At 63.8% G+C, this 16870-nt stretch carries 13 protein-coding genes and 1 tRNA gene; all 14 read right to left on the bottom strand.

Annotated features, from left to right (window positions below; all coding sequences use genetic code 11):
- Positions 1-93 (bottom strand): GTP-binding protein (locus tag BP26_RS29795; protein WP_029922667.1); only part of this gene is annotated, 93 nt, incomplete at its 3' end.
- A gap of 80 nt (positions 94-173) precedes the next feature.
- The gene (gene fusA / locus BP26_RS0121745; protein WP_029922666.1) at positions 174-2267 is read right to left on the bottom strand and encodes an elongation factor G; all 2094 of its coding nucleotides are present in this window, start codon (positions 2265-2267) and stop codon (positions 174-176) included.
- A 68-nt stretch (positions 2268-2335) separates the two neighbouring features.
- A complete protein-coding gene (rpsG, locus tag BP26_RS0121740; RefSeq protein ID WP_029922665.1) occupies positions 2336-2809 on the bottom strand; it encodes a 30S ribosomal protein S7 in 474 nt (157 codons plus the stop codon).
- 38 nt (positions 2810-2847) lie between these two features.
- Positions 2848-3237 carry a 30S ribosomal protein S12 gene (gene rpsL / locus BP26_RS0121735; RefSeq protein WP_029922664.1) on the bottom strand — a complete coding sequence of 130 codons (390 nt, stop codon included), beginning with the start codon at positions 3235-3237 and terminating at the stop codon, positions 2848-2850.
- A 201-nt stretch (positions 3238-3438) separates the two neighbouring features.
- Positions 3439-7698, bottom strand: coding sequence for a DNA-directed RNA polymerase subunit beta' (rpoC, locus tag BP26_RS0121730; protein ID WP_029922663.1), 4260 nt, complete (start codon positions 7696-7698; stop codon positions 3439-3441).
- A 77-nt stretch (positions 7699-7775) separates the two neighbouring features.
- Positions 7776-11927: a DNA-directed RNA polymerase subunit beta gene (rpoB, locus tag BP26_RS0121725; RefSeq protein ID WP_029922662.1), complete on the bottom strand. Its 4152-nt coding sequence runs from the start codon at positions 11925-11927 to the stop codon at positions 7776-7778.
- A 180-nt stretch (positions 11928-12107) separates the two neighbouring features.
- Positions 12108-12491, bottom strand: coding sequence for a 50S ribosomal protein L7/L12 (gene rplL, locus BP26_RS0121720; protein ID WP_029922661.1), 384 nt, complete (start codon positions 12489-12491; stop codon positions 12108-12110).
- A gap of 81 nt (positions 12492-12572) precedes the next feature.
- Positions 12573-13103, bottom strand: a complete 531-nt coding sequence (gene rplJ, locus BP26_RS0121715; RefSeq protein ID WP_029922660.1) for a 50S ribosomal protein L10 — start codon at positions 13101-13103, stop codon at positions 12573-12575.
- Positions 13104-13355: 252 nt separating this feature from the next.
- Entirely contained in the window at positions 13356-14048 is a 693-nt protein-coding gene (gene rplA / locus BP26_RS0121710) for a 50S ribosomal protein L1 (RefSeq protein ID WP_029922659.1), read from the bottom strand.
- A gap of 2 nt (positions 14049-14050) precedes the next feature.
- Positions 14051-14482 (bottom strand): 50S ribosomal protein L11, encoded by a 432-nt coding sequence (gene rplK, locus BP26_RS0121705; RefSeq protein WP_029922658.1) that lies wholly within the window; start codon positions 14480-14482, stop codon positions 14051-14053.
- A gap of 62 nt (positions 14483-14544) precedes the next feature.
- Positions 14545-15078: a transcription termination/antitermination protein NusG gene (gene nusG, locus BP26_RS0121700; protein ID WP_029922657.1), complete on the bottom strand. Its 534-nt coding sequence runs from the start codon at positions 15076-15078 to the stop codon at positions 14545-14547.
- 5 nt (positions 15079-15083) lie between these two features.
- Complete coding sequence (gene secE, locus BP26_RS0121695; protein ID WP_029922656.1) at positions 15084-15464, bottom strand: preprotein translocase subunit SecE; 381 nt, start codon at positions 15462-15464, stop codon at positions 15084-15086.
- Between the two features lie 38 nt (positions 15465-15502).
- Positions 15503-15578 (bottom strand) — tRNA-Trp (locus BP26_RS0121690).
- A gap of 152 nt (positions 15579-15730) precedes the next feature.
- A partial coding sequence (tuf, locus tag BP26_RS0121685; RefSeq protein WP_029922655.1) for an elongation factor Tu occupies positions 15731-16870 on the bottom strand: 1140 nt, incomplete at its 5' end.

The raw sequence follows: 16870 nt of genomic DNA, 5'->3' as shown, positions 1-16870 counted from the left end.
CGCAGCCGTCGTGGTCGTCTTGCCGTGGTCCACGTGGCCAATCGTGCCTACGTTGACGTGCGGCTTTACTCGCGCAAATTTCTCTTTGGCCATCGTCGTTCAACCTATGTTCAGTAAATATCCAGAATGTTCGGGTGCGGCGCGGGGACGGTGAAACCCGTCCCCGTACCGGCTTACTTCTTGCTCAGGCTCGCGGCGACGTTGGCCGGCGTTTCCTGGTACTTCTTGAATTCCATGGTGTAGGTGGCGCGGCCCTGGCTCATCGAGCGCAGGGTGGTCGAGTACTGGAACATCTCGGCCAGCGGAACCTCGGCCTTCAGCACCTTGACGCCGCCCACATCGTCCATGCCGAGGATCATGCCGCGACGGCGGTTCAAATCGCCCATCACGTCACCCATGTAATCCTCGGGGGTTTCCACTTCCACGCCCATGATCGGCTCGAGGATGACCGGGCTGGCGCGCAGCGCGCCTTCCTTGAAACCCATGCTGCCGGCGATCTTGAACGCCATTTCGTTGGAGTCGACGTCGTGGTAGCTGCCGTCGAACACGGTGACCTTGACGTCGACCACCGGGTAGCCGGCGACCACGCCGTTCTTCATCTGCTCGACCACACCCTTTTCGATCGCGGGGATGTACTCGCGCGGGACCACGCCGCCGACGATGCCGTTGACGAATTCGAAGCCCTTGCCGGCTTCCTGCGGTTCCAGGCGCAGCCAACAATGGCCATACTGGCCGCGGCCGCCGGACTGGCGCACGAACTTGCCTTCGGACTCGATCATCTTGCGGATCGTCTCGCGGTAGGCGACCTGGGGAGGACCGACATTGGCCTCCACCGAGAATTCGCGCTTCATGCGGTCGACGATGATTTCCAGATGCAGCTCGCCCATGCCGGCGATGACGGTCTGGCCGGTTTCCTCGTCGGTGTTGACGCGGAACGACGGATCTTCCTGGGCCAGGCGGCTCAGCGCCACGCCCATCTTTTCCTGGTCGGCCTTGGTCTTCGGCTCCACGGCCTGGCTGATCACCGGCTCCGGGAACACCATGCGCTCCAGCACCACCGGCTTCTGCACCGAGGCCAGGGTGGTGCCGGTGAACACGTCCTTGAGGCCGACGCAGGCGGCGATGTCGCCGGCGCGCACTTCCTTCAGCTCGGTGCGCTCGTTGGCGTGCATCTGCAGCATACGGCCGATGCGCTCGGTCTTGCCGTTGCGCGAGTTGTAGACGAAGTCACCGGTATTCAGCACGCCGGAGTAGACGCGCACGAAGGTCAGGGTGCCGACGTACTTGTCGGTCATGATCTTGAAACCCAGCGCGGAGAAGGGCTCGTCGTCGGAGGCCTTGCGCAGGATGATGGTTTCGTAATCGTCCACGTCGTGCGCCTCGATCGGCGGCACGTCGACCGGGGACGGCAGGTATTCGACGACCGCGTCGAGCATCGCCTGCACGCCCTTGTTCTTGAAGGCCGAGCCGCACAGCATCGGGAAGATCTCCAGGGCCAGGGTGCGCTTGCGCAGGCCGCCCTTGATCTCTTCCTCGGTCAGCTGCTCGCCTTCCAGGTACTTGTTCATCAGCTCGTCGCTGGACTCGGCGGCGGCTTCGACCATCTTCTCGCGCCATTCGTTGGCGGTGTCGACCAGCTCGGCGGGGATATCGGCGTACTTGAAGGTAACGCCCTTGTCCTCATCGCTCCACAGGATGGCCTTCATCTTGACCAGGTCGACCACGCCCTTGAGGTGCTCCTCGGCGCCGACCGGGATCTGGATGGGGATCGGGTTGGCGCGCAGACGCTCACGCATCTGCTTGTAGACGTTGAAGAAATTGGCGCCGACGCGGTCCATCTTGTTGACGAAGGCGAGGCGCGGCACCTTGTACTTGGTGGCCTGGCGCCAGACCGTTTCGGACTGCGGCTGCACGCCGCCGACCGCGTCATACAACATCACGGCGCCGTCCAGCACGCGCATGGAGCGCTCGACTTCGATGGTGAAGTCGACGTGCCCCGGGGTGTCGATGATGTTGATGCGATGCTGCTCGAACTGGCCGCCCATGCCCTTCCAGAAGCAGGTGGTGGCAGCGGAGGTGATGGTGATGCCACGCTCCTGTTCCTGCTCCATCCAGTCCATCGTCGCGGCGCCGTCATGCACCTCGCCGATCTTGTGGTTCACACCGGTGTAGAACAGCACGCGTTCGGTGGTGGTGGTCTTGCCGGCGTCAATATGAGCGGAAATACCGATATTGCGGTAACGCTCGATGGGCGTATTGCGGGCCACGAAGAAATACCTGGGAAATTAAATGCGGATGCGAATTCGGATCGGCGGGACGACAACCGCCGCTGGGATTACCAGCGGAAGTGTGCGAACGCCTTGTTGGCTTCGGCCATCTTGTGCGTGTCTTCACGCTTCTTCACCGCGGCGCCGCGATGCTCGGAAGCATCCAGCAGCTCGCCGGCCAGACGGTCGGCCATGCTCTTCTCGCCGCGGGCGCGGGCGGCGTCGATGATCCAGCGCATCGCCAGGGTGGTGCGGCGCACGGCGCGCACTTCCACCGGCACCTGGTAGGTGGCGCCGCCGACACGACGGGACTTGACCTCGACGCTCGGGCGCACGTTCTCGAACGCGCTCTCCAGCACCACGACCGGCTCGCCGGTCTTCTTCTTGGTGGCGATCTGGTCCAAGGCTCCGTAGATGATCTTTTCGGCCACGGACTTCTTGCCGGACTCCATGATCATGTTCATGAACTTGGTCAGAAGTTCGCTCTTGAACTTCGGATCGGGGAGGATGACGCGGCGCTCTGGGTTACGACGACGGGACATGATTGAATCCTGGCACTAAAAACAGCTTGGCTTTGGGGTTACTTCTTGGCGGCGCCGGCTTTCGGCCGCTTGGCGCCATACTTGGAACGGCCCTGACGGCGCTTCTCGACGCCGGAGGCGTCCAGCGCACCGCGGACGGTGTGGTAGCGAACACCGGGAAGATCCTTGACGCGGCCGCCACGGATCAGGACGACCGAATGCTCCTGCAGGTTATGGCCTTCACCGCCGATGTAGCTGGTGACTTCGAAGCCGTTGGTGAGGCGCACGCGGGCGACCTTACGCAGGGCCGAGTTCGGCTTTTTCGGGGTGGTGGTGTAGACGCGCGTGCAAACACCGCGCTTCTGCGGGCTGGCGCCCAGCGCCGGAACCTTGTTTTTGGCGGCCTTGCTGGTACGGCCGCTACGCACTAACTGATTGATGGTAGGCACTGAACTTCCCGCTATGACAAAGACGAAACGGGCCCACAAATAGCTCTCGGGGCCCGCCGAACGAGGGCGCGAATCATAAGTGCGCGCCCGGATTTAGTCAACCGGACCGGTTGATCCTGCTGCTGCTTCAACTGGGTACATTTCCCGCCAAAACGGGCAAACCCGCGGGGCCGGCCCGGAAAGGCCGGCCCCGCTTCTTTTCTACTCCTCGGACCCGGACTCCTCGCCCTCGTCGTCGGCGTCATCCGTACCGCCGCCGCCACCCGCCACGCGCTCGGCGCGGACCGGGGTGTCGAACACGTCGGTGATCGGGGCCGCGCTGCTGGCCATCTGCAGATCGGCCAGCAGGCTGCCGCCACGGGCCTTGCGGCGCTGTTCGTGGTGGGCCAGGCCGGTGCCGGCCGGGATCAGGCGGCCGACGATGACGTTTTCCTTGAGGCCGCGCAGTTCGTCGCGCGAACCGCGCACCGAAGCCTCGGTGAGCACGCGCGTCGTCTCCTGGAAGGAGGCCGCCGAGATGAACGACTCGGTCGACAGCGAGGCCTTGGTGATGCCCAGCAGCTGGCGGTAGAAATGCGCCGGACGCTGGTCCTTGCCCTTGACCTTACGGTTTTCCGCCAGCACGTGGAAGATTTCCGCCTGCTCGCCCTGCAGGAAGCGGGTATCGCCCGGCTCGCCGATCTCCACCTTGCGCAGCATCTGGCGGATGATGGTTTCGATGTGCTTGTCGTTGATGCGCACGCCCTGCAGGCGGTACACATCCTGGATTTCCTTCACCAGGTAGTTGGCCAGCGCGGTGACGCCCTGCAGACGCAGGATGTCGTGCGGGCTCGGCTCGCCGTCGGAGATGATTTCGCCGGCTTCGACGTGCTCGCCTTCGAACACCGTGATCTGGGTCCACTTCGGGATCAGCTGCTCGATCTCGTCGCCGTCGCTGGTGACGATCTTCAGGCGCTGCTTGCCCTTGGTGGCCTGGCCGAAGCGGATGGTGCCGCTGGCCTCGGCGAGAACCGCCGGGTCCTTCGGCTTGCGCGCCTCGAACAGATCGGCGACACGCGGCAGACCGCCGGTGATGTCGCGCGACTGGCCCTTTTCCTGCGGGATACGGGCGATGACGTCACCCACCTGCACTTCCGCGCCATCCTCGATGTTGATGATGGCCTTGGGCGGCAGGGAGTACGCGGCCGGGATGTCGGTGCCGGGGAAGGTGAGTTCCTTGCCCTTGGCATTGATCAGGCCCAGCACCGGGCGCAGATCCTTGCCGGCGGAACCGCGGGTCTTCGGATCGGTGATCACCAGCGTGCTCATGCCGGTGATGTCGTCGGTCTCGCGGGTGACGGTGATGCCGTCCTCGAAGTCCTGGAAGCGCACGATACCGGCGATTTCCGTGACGATCGGGTGCGTATGCGCGTCCCAGCGGGCCAGACGCTCGCCGGCCTTCACGGCCTGGCCTTCGGCCACCAGGATGACGGCGCCGTACGGCACCTTGTAACGCTCGCGCTCGCGGCCATGCGTGTCCACCACACCGATTTCACCGGTGCGGGAAGTGGAAACGCGCAGGCCTTCCTTGTTCTTCACGGTCTTCAGGTTGTGCTCGCGCACCGTACCGGCGGCGCGTGCGTCAACACCGTCGGCGGAGACGGCACGGGAGGCCGCGCCACCGACGTGGAAGGTACGCATGGTCAGCTGCGTACCCGGCTCGCCGATCGACTGCGCCGCGATGACGCCGACGGCCTCGCCGATGTTGACCAGGTGGCCGCGGGCCAGGTCGCGTCCATAGCACTTGCCGCAGATGCCGAACGGCATTTCGCAGGTGATGGCGGAACGGACCCAGACTTCGTCGATGGACAGCTCTTCGAGCTTGTTGACCAGGGCCTCGTCCAGCAGCGCGCCGGATTCGATGGCGATCTTGTTGCTGCCCGGCACATGCACGTCGCGCAGCAGGGTGCGGCCCAGCACGCGGTCGCGCAGCGGCTCGAGAACGTCGCCGCCCTCCACGATCGGGCGCATCACCACACCGTGCTCGGTGCCGCAGTCCTCGGACGTCACCACCACGTCCTGGGCCACGTCGACCAGACGGCGCGTCAGGTAACCGGAGTTGGCGGTCTTCAGCGCGGTATCGGACAGGCCTTTACGCGCACCGTGGGTGGAGATGAAGTACTGCAGGACGTTGAGGCCTTCGCGGAAGTTCGCCGTGATCGGCGTCTCGATGATCGAGCCGTCGGGCTTGGCCATCAGGCCGCGCATGCCGGCGAGCTGACGGATCTGGGCCGCGCTACCGCGCGCGCCGGAGTCCGCCATCATGAACACCGAGTTGAAGCTGGGCTGCTCGGCGTCCTTGCCGTCTCGTGTGACGACCTTTTCCTTGCCGATCTTCGCCATCATCGCCTTGGCGATGTCGTCGTTGGCCTTGGACCAGATATCGACCACGTGGTTGTAACGCTCGGAACCGGTGGTCAGACCCTGGCTGTACTGGTCGTCGATGTCTTTGACCTTGGTCTCGGCCTCGGCCAGGATGCGCACCTTCTCTTCCGGCACCATGATGTCGTCGAGGCAGAACGAAATGCCCGACTTGGTGGACATGCGGAAGCCGGTGTACATCAGCTGGTCGGCGAACACCACCGTGTCCTTCATGCCGACGGTGCGGTACACGAAGTTGATGACGCGGCCGATTTCCTTCTTGGTCATCGTCTTGTTGACGGTGGCGAAGGGAATGCCGTACGGCAGGATCTCGGACAGCAGGGCGCGTCCGGTGGTGGTATCCACCAGGCGGAACAGCTCCTTGCCGGTCTCGTCGAAATCGCGCAGACGCACCTTGATCTTGGCCTGCAGATCCAGGGCGCCGGACTCGTAGGCGCGGTGCACTTCGGCCACGTCGGAGCACACCGTGCCCTCGCCCGCGGCGGCGACGCGCTCACGCGACATCCAGTACAGACCCAGCACCACGTCCTGCGACGGCACGATGATGGGGTCGCCGTTGGCGGGCGACAGGATGTTGTTGGAGGCCATCATCAGCACGCGCGCTTCCAGCTGGGCTTCCAGCGAGAGCGGCACGTGGACGGCCATCTGGTCGCCGTCGAAGTCGGCGTTGAAGGCGGTGCAGACCAGCGGATGCAGCTGGATCGCCTTGCCTTCGATCAGCACCGGCTCGAACGCCTGGATGCCCAGGCGATGCAGCGTCGGGGCGCGGTTCAGCAGCACCGGATGTTCGCGAATGCACTCTTCGAGGATGTCCCACACCACCGCTTCCTCGCGCTCCACCATCTTCTTTGCGGCCTTGATGGTGGTGGCCAGGCCCTTGCGCTGCAGCAGCGAGAACACGAACGGCTTGAACAGTTCCAGCGCCATCTTCTTCGGCAGGCCGCACTGGTGCAGCTTCAGCGTCGGGCCGACCACGATGACCGAACGGCCGGAGTAGTCGACGCGCTTGCCCAGCAGGTTCTGACGGAAGCGACCCTGCTTGCCCTTGATCATGTCGGCGAGCGACTTGAGGGCGCGCTTGTTGGTGCCGGTGATGGCACGGCCGCGGCGGCCGTTGTCGATCAGGGCGTCAACCGCTTCCTGCAGCATGCGCTTTTCGTTGCGCACGATGATGTCCGGCGCGGTCAGCTCGAGCAGCCGCTTGAGGCGGTTGTTACGGTTGATGACGCGGCGGTACAGGTCGTTCAGGTCCGAGGTGGCGAAACGGCCGCCATCCAGCGGCACCAGCGGACGCAGATCCGGCGGCAGCACCGGCAGCACCGTCAGCACCATCCATTCCGGCTTGTTGTTGGAAGTGATCAGGTACTCGATCAGCTTGAGGCGCTTGCCGAGCTTCTTGATCTTGGTGTCGGAGCCGGTGCCCGAGATTTCCTCGCGCAGCTTCACCGCTTCCTTCTGCAGGTCCAGACCCTTGAGCAGGTCATGCACCGCCTCGGCGCCCATGCGGGCGTCGAACTCGTCGCCGTACTGCTCGACCGAATTGAGGTAGTCCTCTTCGGTCAGCAGGGCGCCGCGCTCGAGCGGGGTCAGGCCCGGGTCGACCACGATGTGGGCTTCGAAATACAGCACGCGCTCGATGGCGCGCAGCGGCATGTCCAGCAGCAGGCCGATGCGCGAGGGCAGCGACTTGAGGAACCAGATGTGCGCGACCGGCGAGGCCAGCTCGATGTGGCCCATGCGCTCGCGGCGCACCTTGGCCACGGTGACTTCCACGCCGCACTTCTCGCACACCACGCCGCGATGCTTGAGGCGCTTGTACTTGCCGCAGAGGCACTCGTAATCCTTGATCGGCCCGAAGATCTTGGCGCAGAACAGGCCATCGCGCTCGGGCTTGAAGGTACGGTAGTTGATGGTCTCCGGCTTCTTCACTTCACCGTAGGACCACGACCGGATGGTCTCCGGGGAGGCCAGGCTGATCTTGATCGCGTCGAAGTCCTCGAATTCTTCCGGGGCCTTCATCAGGTTAAAAAAGTCTTTCATTTACTTCTCCAGCAACTTGGTGCGCTGAACTACCGCGTGACACGAATCCTGCGAATACGAACGGTTCCGACTGCCGATCAACTGTTCTGCTCCAGCTCGATGTTGAGGCCGATCGAGCGGATTTCCTTGACCAGAACGTTGAACGACTCCGGCATGCCGGCGTGCATGCGGTGATCGCCATCGACGATCGCCTTGTACATGCGGGTACGGCCGTTGGTGTCGTCCGACTTGACGGTGAGCATTTCCTGCAGCGTGTAAGCGGCGCCGTAGGCTTCCAGCGCCCACACTTCCATTTCGCCGAAACGCTGGCCGCCGAACTGGGCCTTGCCGCCCAGGGGCTGCTGCGTCACCAGCGAGTACGGACCGGTGGAACGCGCATGCATCTTGTCGTCGACCAGATGGTTGAGCTTGAGCATGTACATGTAGCCCACCGTCACCTGCCGCGCGAACGCTTCACCGGTGCGGCCGTCGAACAGCTGCGCCTGGCCGTTCTTCGGCAGGCCGGCCAGTTCCAGCAGATCCTTGATGTCCTGCTCGGAGGCGCCGTCGAACACCGGCGTCGCCATCGGCACGCCCGCGGTGAGGTTGCGCGCCAGGTTGATCACCTCGGCGTCGTTGAGGTCGTCGGCGTGCACCTTCTGCTCGCCCTTGCCCGACTTGTTGTAGATCTTGTCGAGGAACTTGCGGATCTCGGCGACCGCCTTCTGCTGCTTCAGCATCTCGTCGATCTTGACGCCGATGCCCTTGGCGGCCCAGCCCAGATGCACTTCCAGCAGCTGGCCGATGTTCATGCGCGACGGCACGCCCAGCGGGTTGAGCACGATGTCCACCGGCATGCCGTTGGCCATGTGCGGCATGTCTTCCACCGGCACGATCTGCGAGATGACGCCCTTGTTGCCGTGACGGCCGGCCATCTTGTCGCCCGGCTGCACGCGGCGCTTCACCGCCAGGTACACCTTGACCATCTTCAGCACGCCCGGGCTCAGCTCGTCGCCGGCCTGGATCTTGCGCTTCTTGTTCTCGAACTTCTTGTCGAACTCGGAACGCTGTTCCTTGAGCTGGCGGGCGGCGCCTTCCAGCTGGTTCTGCGTGTCCTCGTCGTGCAGGCGGATCTCGAACCACTTGTCGCGCTCGAGGCTGTCGAGGTAGGCGGCGGTGACCTTCTCGCCCTTCTTCAGCTTGCTCGGGCCGCCGTCGGCGGTCTTGCCCAGCAGCAGCTTGCGCAGACGATCGTAGATGTCGTCCTCGAAGATACGCAGCTGGTCGCCGAAGTCCTTGCGCACTTCAGCCAGCTCGGTCTCCTCGATCGACAGCGCGCGCTTGTCCTTCTTCACGCCTTCGCGGGTGAACACGCGCACGTCGATGACGGTGCCGTCCATGCCGGCCGGCACGCGCAGGCCGGTGTCCTTCACGTCCGAAGCCTTCTCGCCGAAGATCGCGCGCAGCAGCTTCTCTTCCGGGGTCAGCTGGGTCTCGCCCTTCGGCGTGACCTTGCCCACCAGGATGTCGCCGGCCTTGACCTCGGCGCCGATGTAGACGATGCCCGACTCATCCAGCTTGCGCAGCGCGGACTCGTTGACGTTGGGGATGTCGGCGGTGATTTCCTCCGGCCCCAGCTTGGTCTCGCGGGCGACGCAGGTCAGCTCCTCGATGTGGATGGTGGTGAAACGGTCTTCCTCGACGACGCGCTCCGACAGCAGGATGGAGTCCTCGAAGTTGTAGCCGTTCCACGGCATGAAGGCGATCAGGATGTTCTGGCCCAGCGCCAGCTCGCCCAGGTCGGTCGACGGACCGTCGGCCAGCACGTCGCCGCGGGCAACCACGTCGCCCGGCTTCACGATCGGCTTCTGGTTGATGCAGGTGTTCTGGTTCGAACGGGTGTACTTGATCATGTTGTAGATGTCGACGCCCGCCTCACCGGCCTGGGTCTCGTCGTCATTCACGCGGATCACGATACGGCCGGCATCGACCTTGTCGACCAGGCCGCCGCGCTTGGCGGTGATGGCCACGCCGGAGTCGATGGCGACGCGGCGCTCCATGCCCGTGCCGACCAGCGGCTTCTCGCTGCGCAGCGTCGGCACCGCCTGGCGCTGCATGTTCGAGCCCATCAGCGCGCGGTTGGCGTCGTCGTGCTCGAGGAACGGGATCAGCGCGGCGGCGACGGACACGATCTGGCGCGGCGACACGTCCATGTACTGGACCTTGTCGGGCGTCATCATGGTGAACTCGTTCTGGAAGCGCACCGAGATCAGGTCGGCCTTGAACTGGCTCTTGCCGTCCAGCTCCGAATTGGCCTGGGCGATGACGTAGCGGCCCTCTTCGATCGCCGACAGGTATTCGATGTCGTTGCTGACCTTGCTGTCCGTCACCTTGCGGTACGGCGTCTCGAGGAAGCCGTATTCGTTGGTGCGGGCGTAGCAGGCCAGCGAGTTGATCAGGCCGATGTTCGGGCCTTCCGGCGTTTCGATCGGGCAGACGCGGCCGTAATGGGTCGGATGCACGTCGCGCACTTCGAAGCCGGCGCGTTCGCGGGTCAGGCCGCCCGGTCCCAGGGCCGAAACGCGACGCTTGTGCGTCACTTCCGACAGCGGGTTGTTCTGGTCCATGAACTGCGACAGCTGGCTCGAACCGAAGAATTCCTTGATCGCCGCGCCGACCGGCTTGGCATTGATCAGGTCCTGCGGCGTGAGGTTCTCGGCCTCGGCCAGCGCCAGGCGCTCGCGCACGGCGCGCTCGACGCGCACCAGGCCGGTACGGAACACGTTCTCGGTCATCTCGCCCACCGCGCGGATGCGGCGGTTGCCCAGATGGTCGATGTCGTCGGTGATCTGCTCGCCGTTGCGGATGGCGATGATCTCGCGGATGACCTCGACGATGTCGGAAGTCTCGCCCAGCTCGGCAATCATTTCCTTGGCGCGCTCATCCTTCGACTGCGACTTGAAGTACTGGTAGTCGTACAGCACGCCGGCGCCGGTGACGGCGGTGCGGCGCAGGCGGCGGTTGAACTTCATGCGGCCGACGGCCGACAGATCGTAGCGCTCCGGGCTGAAGAACAGGCCGGCGAACAGCGACTCGGCGGCATCCTTGGTCGGCGGCTCGCCGGGACGCATCATGCGGTAGATTTCGACCAGCGCCTCGAGGCGCGTGCGGCTCGGGTCGATCTGCAGCGTGGTGGAGATGTACGGCCCCTTGTCGAGGTCGTTGACGTACAGCGTCGGCAGCTCCTTGATCCCGGCGGCGCGGAACTTCGGCAGCAGGTCGGCGGTGATTTCGCTGTTGGCCGGGGCCAGCACTTCGCCGGTGTCGCCGCTGACGATGTCGCGCGAGACGATGGTGCCGACCAGGTATTCATCCGGCACTTCCAGGTGCTTGAGGCCGGCTTCCTGGATCAGCTTGATGTGGCGGGCGGTGATCAGCTTGCCCTGCTCCACCAGCACCTGCTTGCCCGACTTGATGTCGAACTGCGCCTTCTCGCCCTTGAGGCGTTCCGGCACCAGTTCCAGGCGCGCGCCGTCGTCGCCCAACTGGAACACGTTGATGTCGTGGAACAACTCCAGCATCTGCTGGTTGTCGTAGCCCAGCGCGCGCATCAGGATCGTCGCCGGCAGCTTGCGGCGGCGATCGATACGCACGAACAGGTTGTCCTTCGGATCGAATTCGAAGTCCAGCCAGGAGCCGCGGTAAGGAATGATGCGGGCGCTGTACAGCAGCTTGCCCGAGGAATGGGTCTTGCCCTTGTCGTGGTCGAAGAACACGCCGGGCGAGCGATGCAGCTGCGACACCACGACGCGCTCGGTGCCGTTGACGATGAAGGTGCCGTTGCCGGTCATGAGCGGCACTTCGCCCATGTAGACTTCCTGCTCGCGGATGTCCTTGACGCGGCGTTCCTTCGACTCGCGGTCGTAGATCACCAGGCGCGTCTTGACCTTCAGCGGGGCGGCGAAGGTCATGCCACGGACGCGGCATTCCTTTTCGTCGAACACCGGCTCTTCCAGGCGATAGCTGACGTACTCCAGCGCCGCGGCGTTGTTGTAGCTGACCATCGGGAAGACGGAACGGAACGCGGCGTGCAAGCCGACTTCCGCCCGCTGCGCGGGAGCCAGCTCGGCCTGCAGGAACAGGCGGTATGAATCAAGCTGCGTCGCCAACAGGTACGGGACTTCCAGCGTCTCGACCTGCTTGCGGAAGTCCTTGCGGATACGCTTCTTCTCGGTGAACGAATAAGCCACGATCTCAACCCTCACTATGACTGGCGGCTGGGGGCCGCGTCAGAAAATACAGACCTGTGTGCCGGCCGGCGGGGCCACAGGACACAGGTCTGCATTCTCGAGCAACGGCAGAAGGCCGGCGGCTTGCGCCGCCAGCCTTTGCCGGAACCACTTTGCAGGCAGATAACGACAACGAAAGTCTTACTTCAGGTCGACTTTCGCGCCGCCCTCTTCCAGCTTCTTCTTCATCGCTTCGGCATCAGCCTTGGAGACGCCGTCCTTCACGGTCTGCGGCGCGCCTTCGACCAGGTCCTTGGCTTCCTTCAAGCCCAGACCGGTGATTTCGCGCACGACCTTGATGACGTTGACCTTCTTGGCCGGATCGGCCAGCGCGGCGAGAACGACCGTGAACTCGGTCTTCTCGACAGCGGCCGGAGCAGCGGCGCCGCCGGCGGCAGCAGCCGGAGCAGCGGCAACAGCGGCGGTGACGCCGAACTTCTCTTCCATCATCTTGACCAGCTCGACGATGTCCATGACGGACTTTTCGGCGATTGCGTCAAGGATTTCCTGATTGGACAGTGCCATTTGAATACCCTCGTGAACTAATGTGTTTAAAAAACCAACCCGTGTGTGAAAGTGAGCGTGTCGCCGTCGATCTGACGGAGACTAGGCCGCTTCCTGCTTGGCATCGCCGACCGCCTTGACGGTCCGCACGAACTTCGCAGTGGGCTCGGCCAGGGTACGAACGAACTTGGCGATCGGGGCTTTCATGGTGCCCATGAGCATGGCAAGCGCCTGCTCCTTGGACGGCAGAGAAGCCAGCCGTTCGATGTCCTGCGAGCCGTACAGCTGCCCGCCGATCGAAACGGCCTTGACCACCAGCTTGTTGTGATCCTTGGCAAAGTCCTTGATCACGCGACCCACGGAACCCGGATCCTCGAGCGAGAATCCCAGAACCAGCGGACCGGTCAGTGCGGGCTCCAGGCACGAGAAATCCGTACCCTGGAGTGCGCGCTTCGCCAGCGTGTTCTTCACCACGTGCAGGTAGATCGCGTTTTCACGCGCCTTCTTGCGCAGCAGGTCGAACTCGCCGGCCGACAGTCCACGATATTCGGCGGCAACCGCCGAGAGAGCGCGTGACGCGACCTCATTCACTTCCGCAACCAGGGCCTTCTTGTCTTCCAGACGAAGTGCCATAAAGACTCGATCTCCTGGTGCTACATCATTGCTGAAACGGGTGCTACCTCGCGGCACCACCCACCTGTTACGGGACCTTCCGGCTCGCGCCTTCGGGTTTCACCGTCTGCGTAAGCGACCTTGCGATCTTTAAATCCCTCGCCTTGCGGTCCGGAACACTTACGGTCTTGGACGATGTGGCTTGCACCACACTGTCAAGCTTGGCGGGGGACGGACCGGAATCCGTCCCCCAAAACTGTTGCAGCGGCCGCCTTACTCCGGCAGCGACGACAGGTCGACCGGGACGCCCGGGCCCATCGTGGTCGACAGGACCACCTTCTTGATGAAGACGCCCTTCGACGTCGCCGGCTTCTGACGACGGATGTCACGCAGCACGGCCAGCAGGTTGTCCTGCAGCTTGCCCTTCTCGAAATCGGCGGCGCCGATGGCGCAATGCACGATACCGGCCTTGTCGGTGCGGTAGCGGGCCTGGCCGGACTTGGCGTTGCGCACGGCTTCCGCCACGTTCGGGGTCACGGTGCCGGTCTTCGGGTTCGGCATCAGGCCGCGCGGGCCCAGCACCTGGCCGAGGGAGCCGACCACGCGCATCGTGTCGGGGCTGGCGATGACCACGCCGAAATCCAGGTCGCCGGCCTTCATCTTGGCGGCGAGGTCGTCCATGCCGACTTCATCGGCACCGGCGTCCTTCGCTTCCTGCGCCTTGGCGCCCTGTGCGAACACGGCGACGCGGACGGTCTTGCCATTGCCGTGGGGCAGCGTGGTGCTGCCGCGCACGTTCTGGTCCGACTTCTTGGCGTCGATGCCCAGGTTGATCGACAGATCGACCGATTCCTTGAACTTGGCGGTGGCGCAAACCTTGACGATATCCAGGGCCTGTTCCAGCGTGTACGACTTGCCCGGCTGCACCTTGTCGGCGAACAGCTTCTGGCGCTTGGTGATAGCCATGGTTAGAGCCCCTCTACTTCGACGCCCATCGAACGGGCAGAGCCCGCGATCAGGCGAATTGCGGCGGTCATGTCGCCCGCGTTCAGATCCGGCCACTTGGTCTTGGCGATCTCTTCCGCCTGCTTGCGGGTGATCTTGCCGACCTTTTTGGTATGCGGCGTCGGGCTGCCGGATTCAATACCCGCGGCCTTCTTGATCAGCACGGTGGCGGGCGGCGTCTTGGTGATGAAGGTGAAGCTGCGGTCGGAATAGACCGTGATCACCACCGGAGTCGGGATGCCCGGCTCCAGCTTCTGCGTGGCAGCGTTGAACTGCTTGCAGAATTCCATGATGTTGACGCCGTTCTGGCCCAGTGCGGGACCGACGGGGGGAGACGGGTTGGCCTTGCCTGCAGGAATCTGCAGCTTGACGTAGGCCTGGACTTTCTTTGCCATTGAGGACTCCTAAACGGGTGCAAACGCCTTGCGGCTCCCCGCAACCAAAAAACCGAAAAAGCCTAGGCTTTTTCGACCTGTGAAAACTCCAGCTCGACCGGGGTGGACCGGCCGAAAATCAGAACCGCCACACGCAGGCGGCTCTTCTCGTAATTGACTTCCTCGACCACGCCGGAGAAATCGGCGAACGGGCCGTCGTTGACGCGAACCGCTTCGCCCGGCTCGTACAGCGTCTTCGGTTTCGGCTTCTCGACCGCTTCCTCGACCCGGTTGAGGATCGAATTGGCTTCCTTCTCGGAGATCGGGGCGGGCTTGTCCGGCGTACCGCCGATGAAGCCCAGAACCTTGGGGGTGCTCTTCACCAGATGCCAGGTGTCCTCGTCCATCTCCATCTGCACCAGCACATAGCCGGGGAAGAACTTGCGCTCGGTGGTGCGCTTCTGGCCATCGCGGATCTCGACGACCTCTTCGGTCGGCACCAGGATCTCGCCGAACTTTTCCTGCAGATTGGCGCGATTGATGCGCTCCTTGAGCGCCTTCATCACATTGTTCTCGTACTGCGAATATGCATGTACGACGTACCAGCGCATGCTCATCTCGTTCAGGCACTCCGCCCGGTCAGGTATTGCACGCCGGCCAGCAGCGCCGAATCCAGGCCCCACATGATCAGCGCGACGATCACCACGAATACGGCGATGACCAGGGTGGTTTGCACGCTTTCCTGGCGGGTCGGCCAGACCACCTTGCGGCGCTCCACATTGGCGCCCTGCAGGTAGGACCAGATGGTGGCGCCGAGCGAGGTCCGCGACACCGCGAACACCGCCGCGGCGGTGCCGCCCAGCAGGAGACCCAGCCGCGCCAGCTTGCCCAGCTGCGGATCGAAGTAATAGAACGACACCATGCCGCCGACCAGCAGCAGCAACGCCGCGATCAGCAACGGGGTGTCGAAGCGGGAACCGCTCTCTTCGTTCTGGATTTCCATCAGTTCTGGATGCGCAAGCTTAGGTTACGACTCTGTGCTGGCAGGGCGGGAGGGTCTCGAACCCCCAGCCTGCGGTTTTGGAGACCGCCGCTCTACCAATTGAGCTACCGCCCTAGGCACAAGATAACGGGGGATAAAGGGGCGCGATTATAGCGCCCCTCTATAAGCTTGTAAAACCGCGCGGAAGGAGGCTCGGAGAGGAAGGAGAAAAACCCTTGAAAACAAGGACTTGCGCCCGCCTCCTCGTGCCGCCCGCCGTCAGGCCCTTACTTCAGGATCTTGGTGACGACGCCGGCGCCGACGGTACGACCGCCCTCGCGGATGGCGAAACGCACCTGCTCTTCCATCGCGATCGGCACGATCAGTTCGACCTTGACCTTGATGTTGTCGCCCGGCATCACCATTTCGGTGCCTTCCGGCAGTTCCACCGAGCCCGTCACGTCCGTCGTGCGGAAGTAGAACTGCGGACGGTAGCCCTTGAAGAACGGGGTGTGGCGGCCGCCTTCTTCCTTGGTCAGGACGTAGACTTCGCCTTCGAAGTTGGTATGCGGGGTGATGGAACCCGGCTTGCACAATACCTGGCCGCGCTCGATGTCTTCGCGCTTGGTGCCGCGCAGCAGCAGGCCGACGTTGTCGCCCGCACGGCCTTCGTCGAGGAGCTTACGGAACATTTCGACGCCGGTGATGATGGTCTTGACGGTGTCCTTCAGGCCCACGATCTCGACTTCTTCGCCAACCTTGACGATGCCGCGCTCGATGCGGCCGGTGGCCACGGTGCCGCGACCGGAAATGGAGAAGACGTCTTCGACCGGCAGGAGGAAGGGCTTGTCGATTTCGCGCTGGGGCTCGGGGATGTAGGTGTCGAGAGCGTCGTACAGGTCTTCGATCTTCTGCACCCACTCGGCTTCGCCGGCGATGGCCTTGGTGGCCGAGCCGCGGATGATGGGGGTGTCGTCGCCCGGGAAGTTGTACTTGTTGAGCAGGTCGCGGACTTCCATTTCAACCAGGTCGAGCAGTTCGGCGTCTTCCACCAGGTCGCACTTGTTGAGCCAGACGACGATGCGGGGGACGTTGACCTGCTTGGCCAGCAGGACGTGTTCGCGGGTCTGCGGCATGGGGCCGTCGGTGGCGGACACGACCAGGATGGCGCCGTCCATCTGGGCGGCTCCGGTGATCATGTTCTTGACGTAGTCGGCGTGCCCGGGGCAGTCGACGTGGGCGTAGTGGCGCGCCTTGGTCGAGTATTCAACGTGGCTGGTGGCGATGGTCAGGATCTTGGTGCTGTCGCGGCGCCCCTGGCTCTCGGAGGCTTTCGCCACCTGGTCGTACGGCACGTACGTCGCCCAGCCCTTGTCCGCCGACACCTTGGTCAGCGCAGCCGTCGTGGTCGTCTTGCCGTGGTCCAC

It is taken from the genome of Nevskia soli DSM 19509, from assembly GCF_000711955.1.
Taxonomy (GTDB): Bacteria; Pseudomonadota; Gammaproteobacteria; order Nevskiales; family Nevskiaceae; genus Nevskia; species Nevskia soli.
The sequence above is the reverse complement of the archived record's forward strand: the minus strand, read 5'-3'. Positions and strand labels throughout refer to the sequence as shown.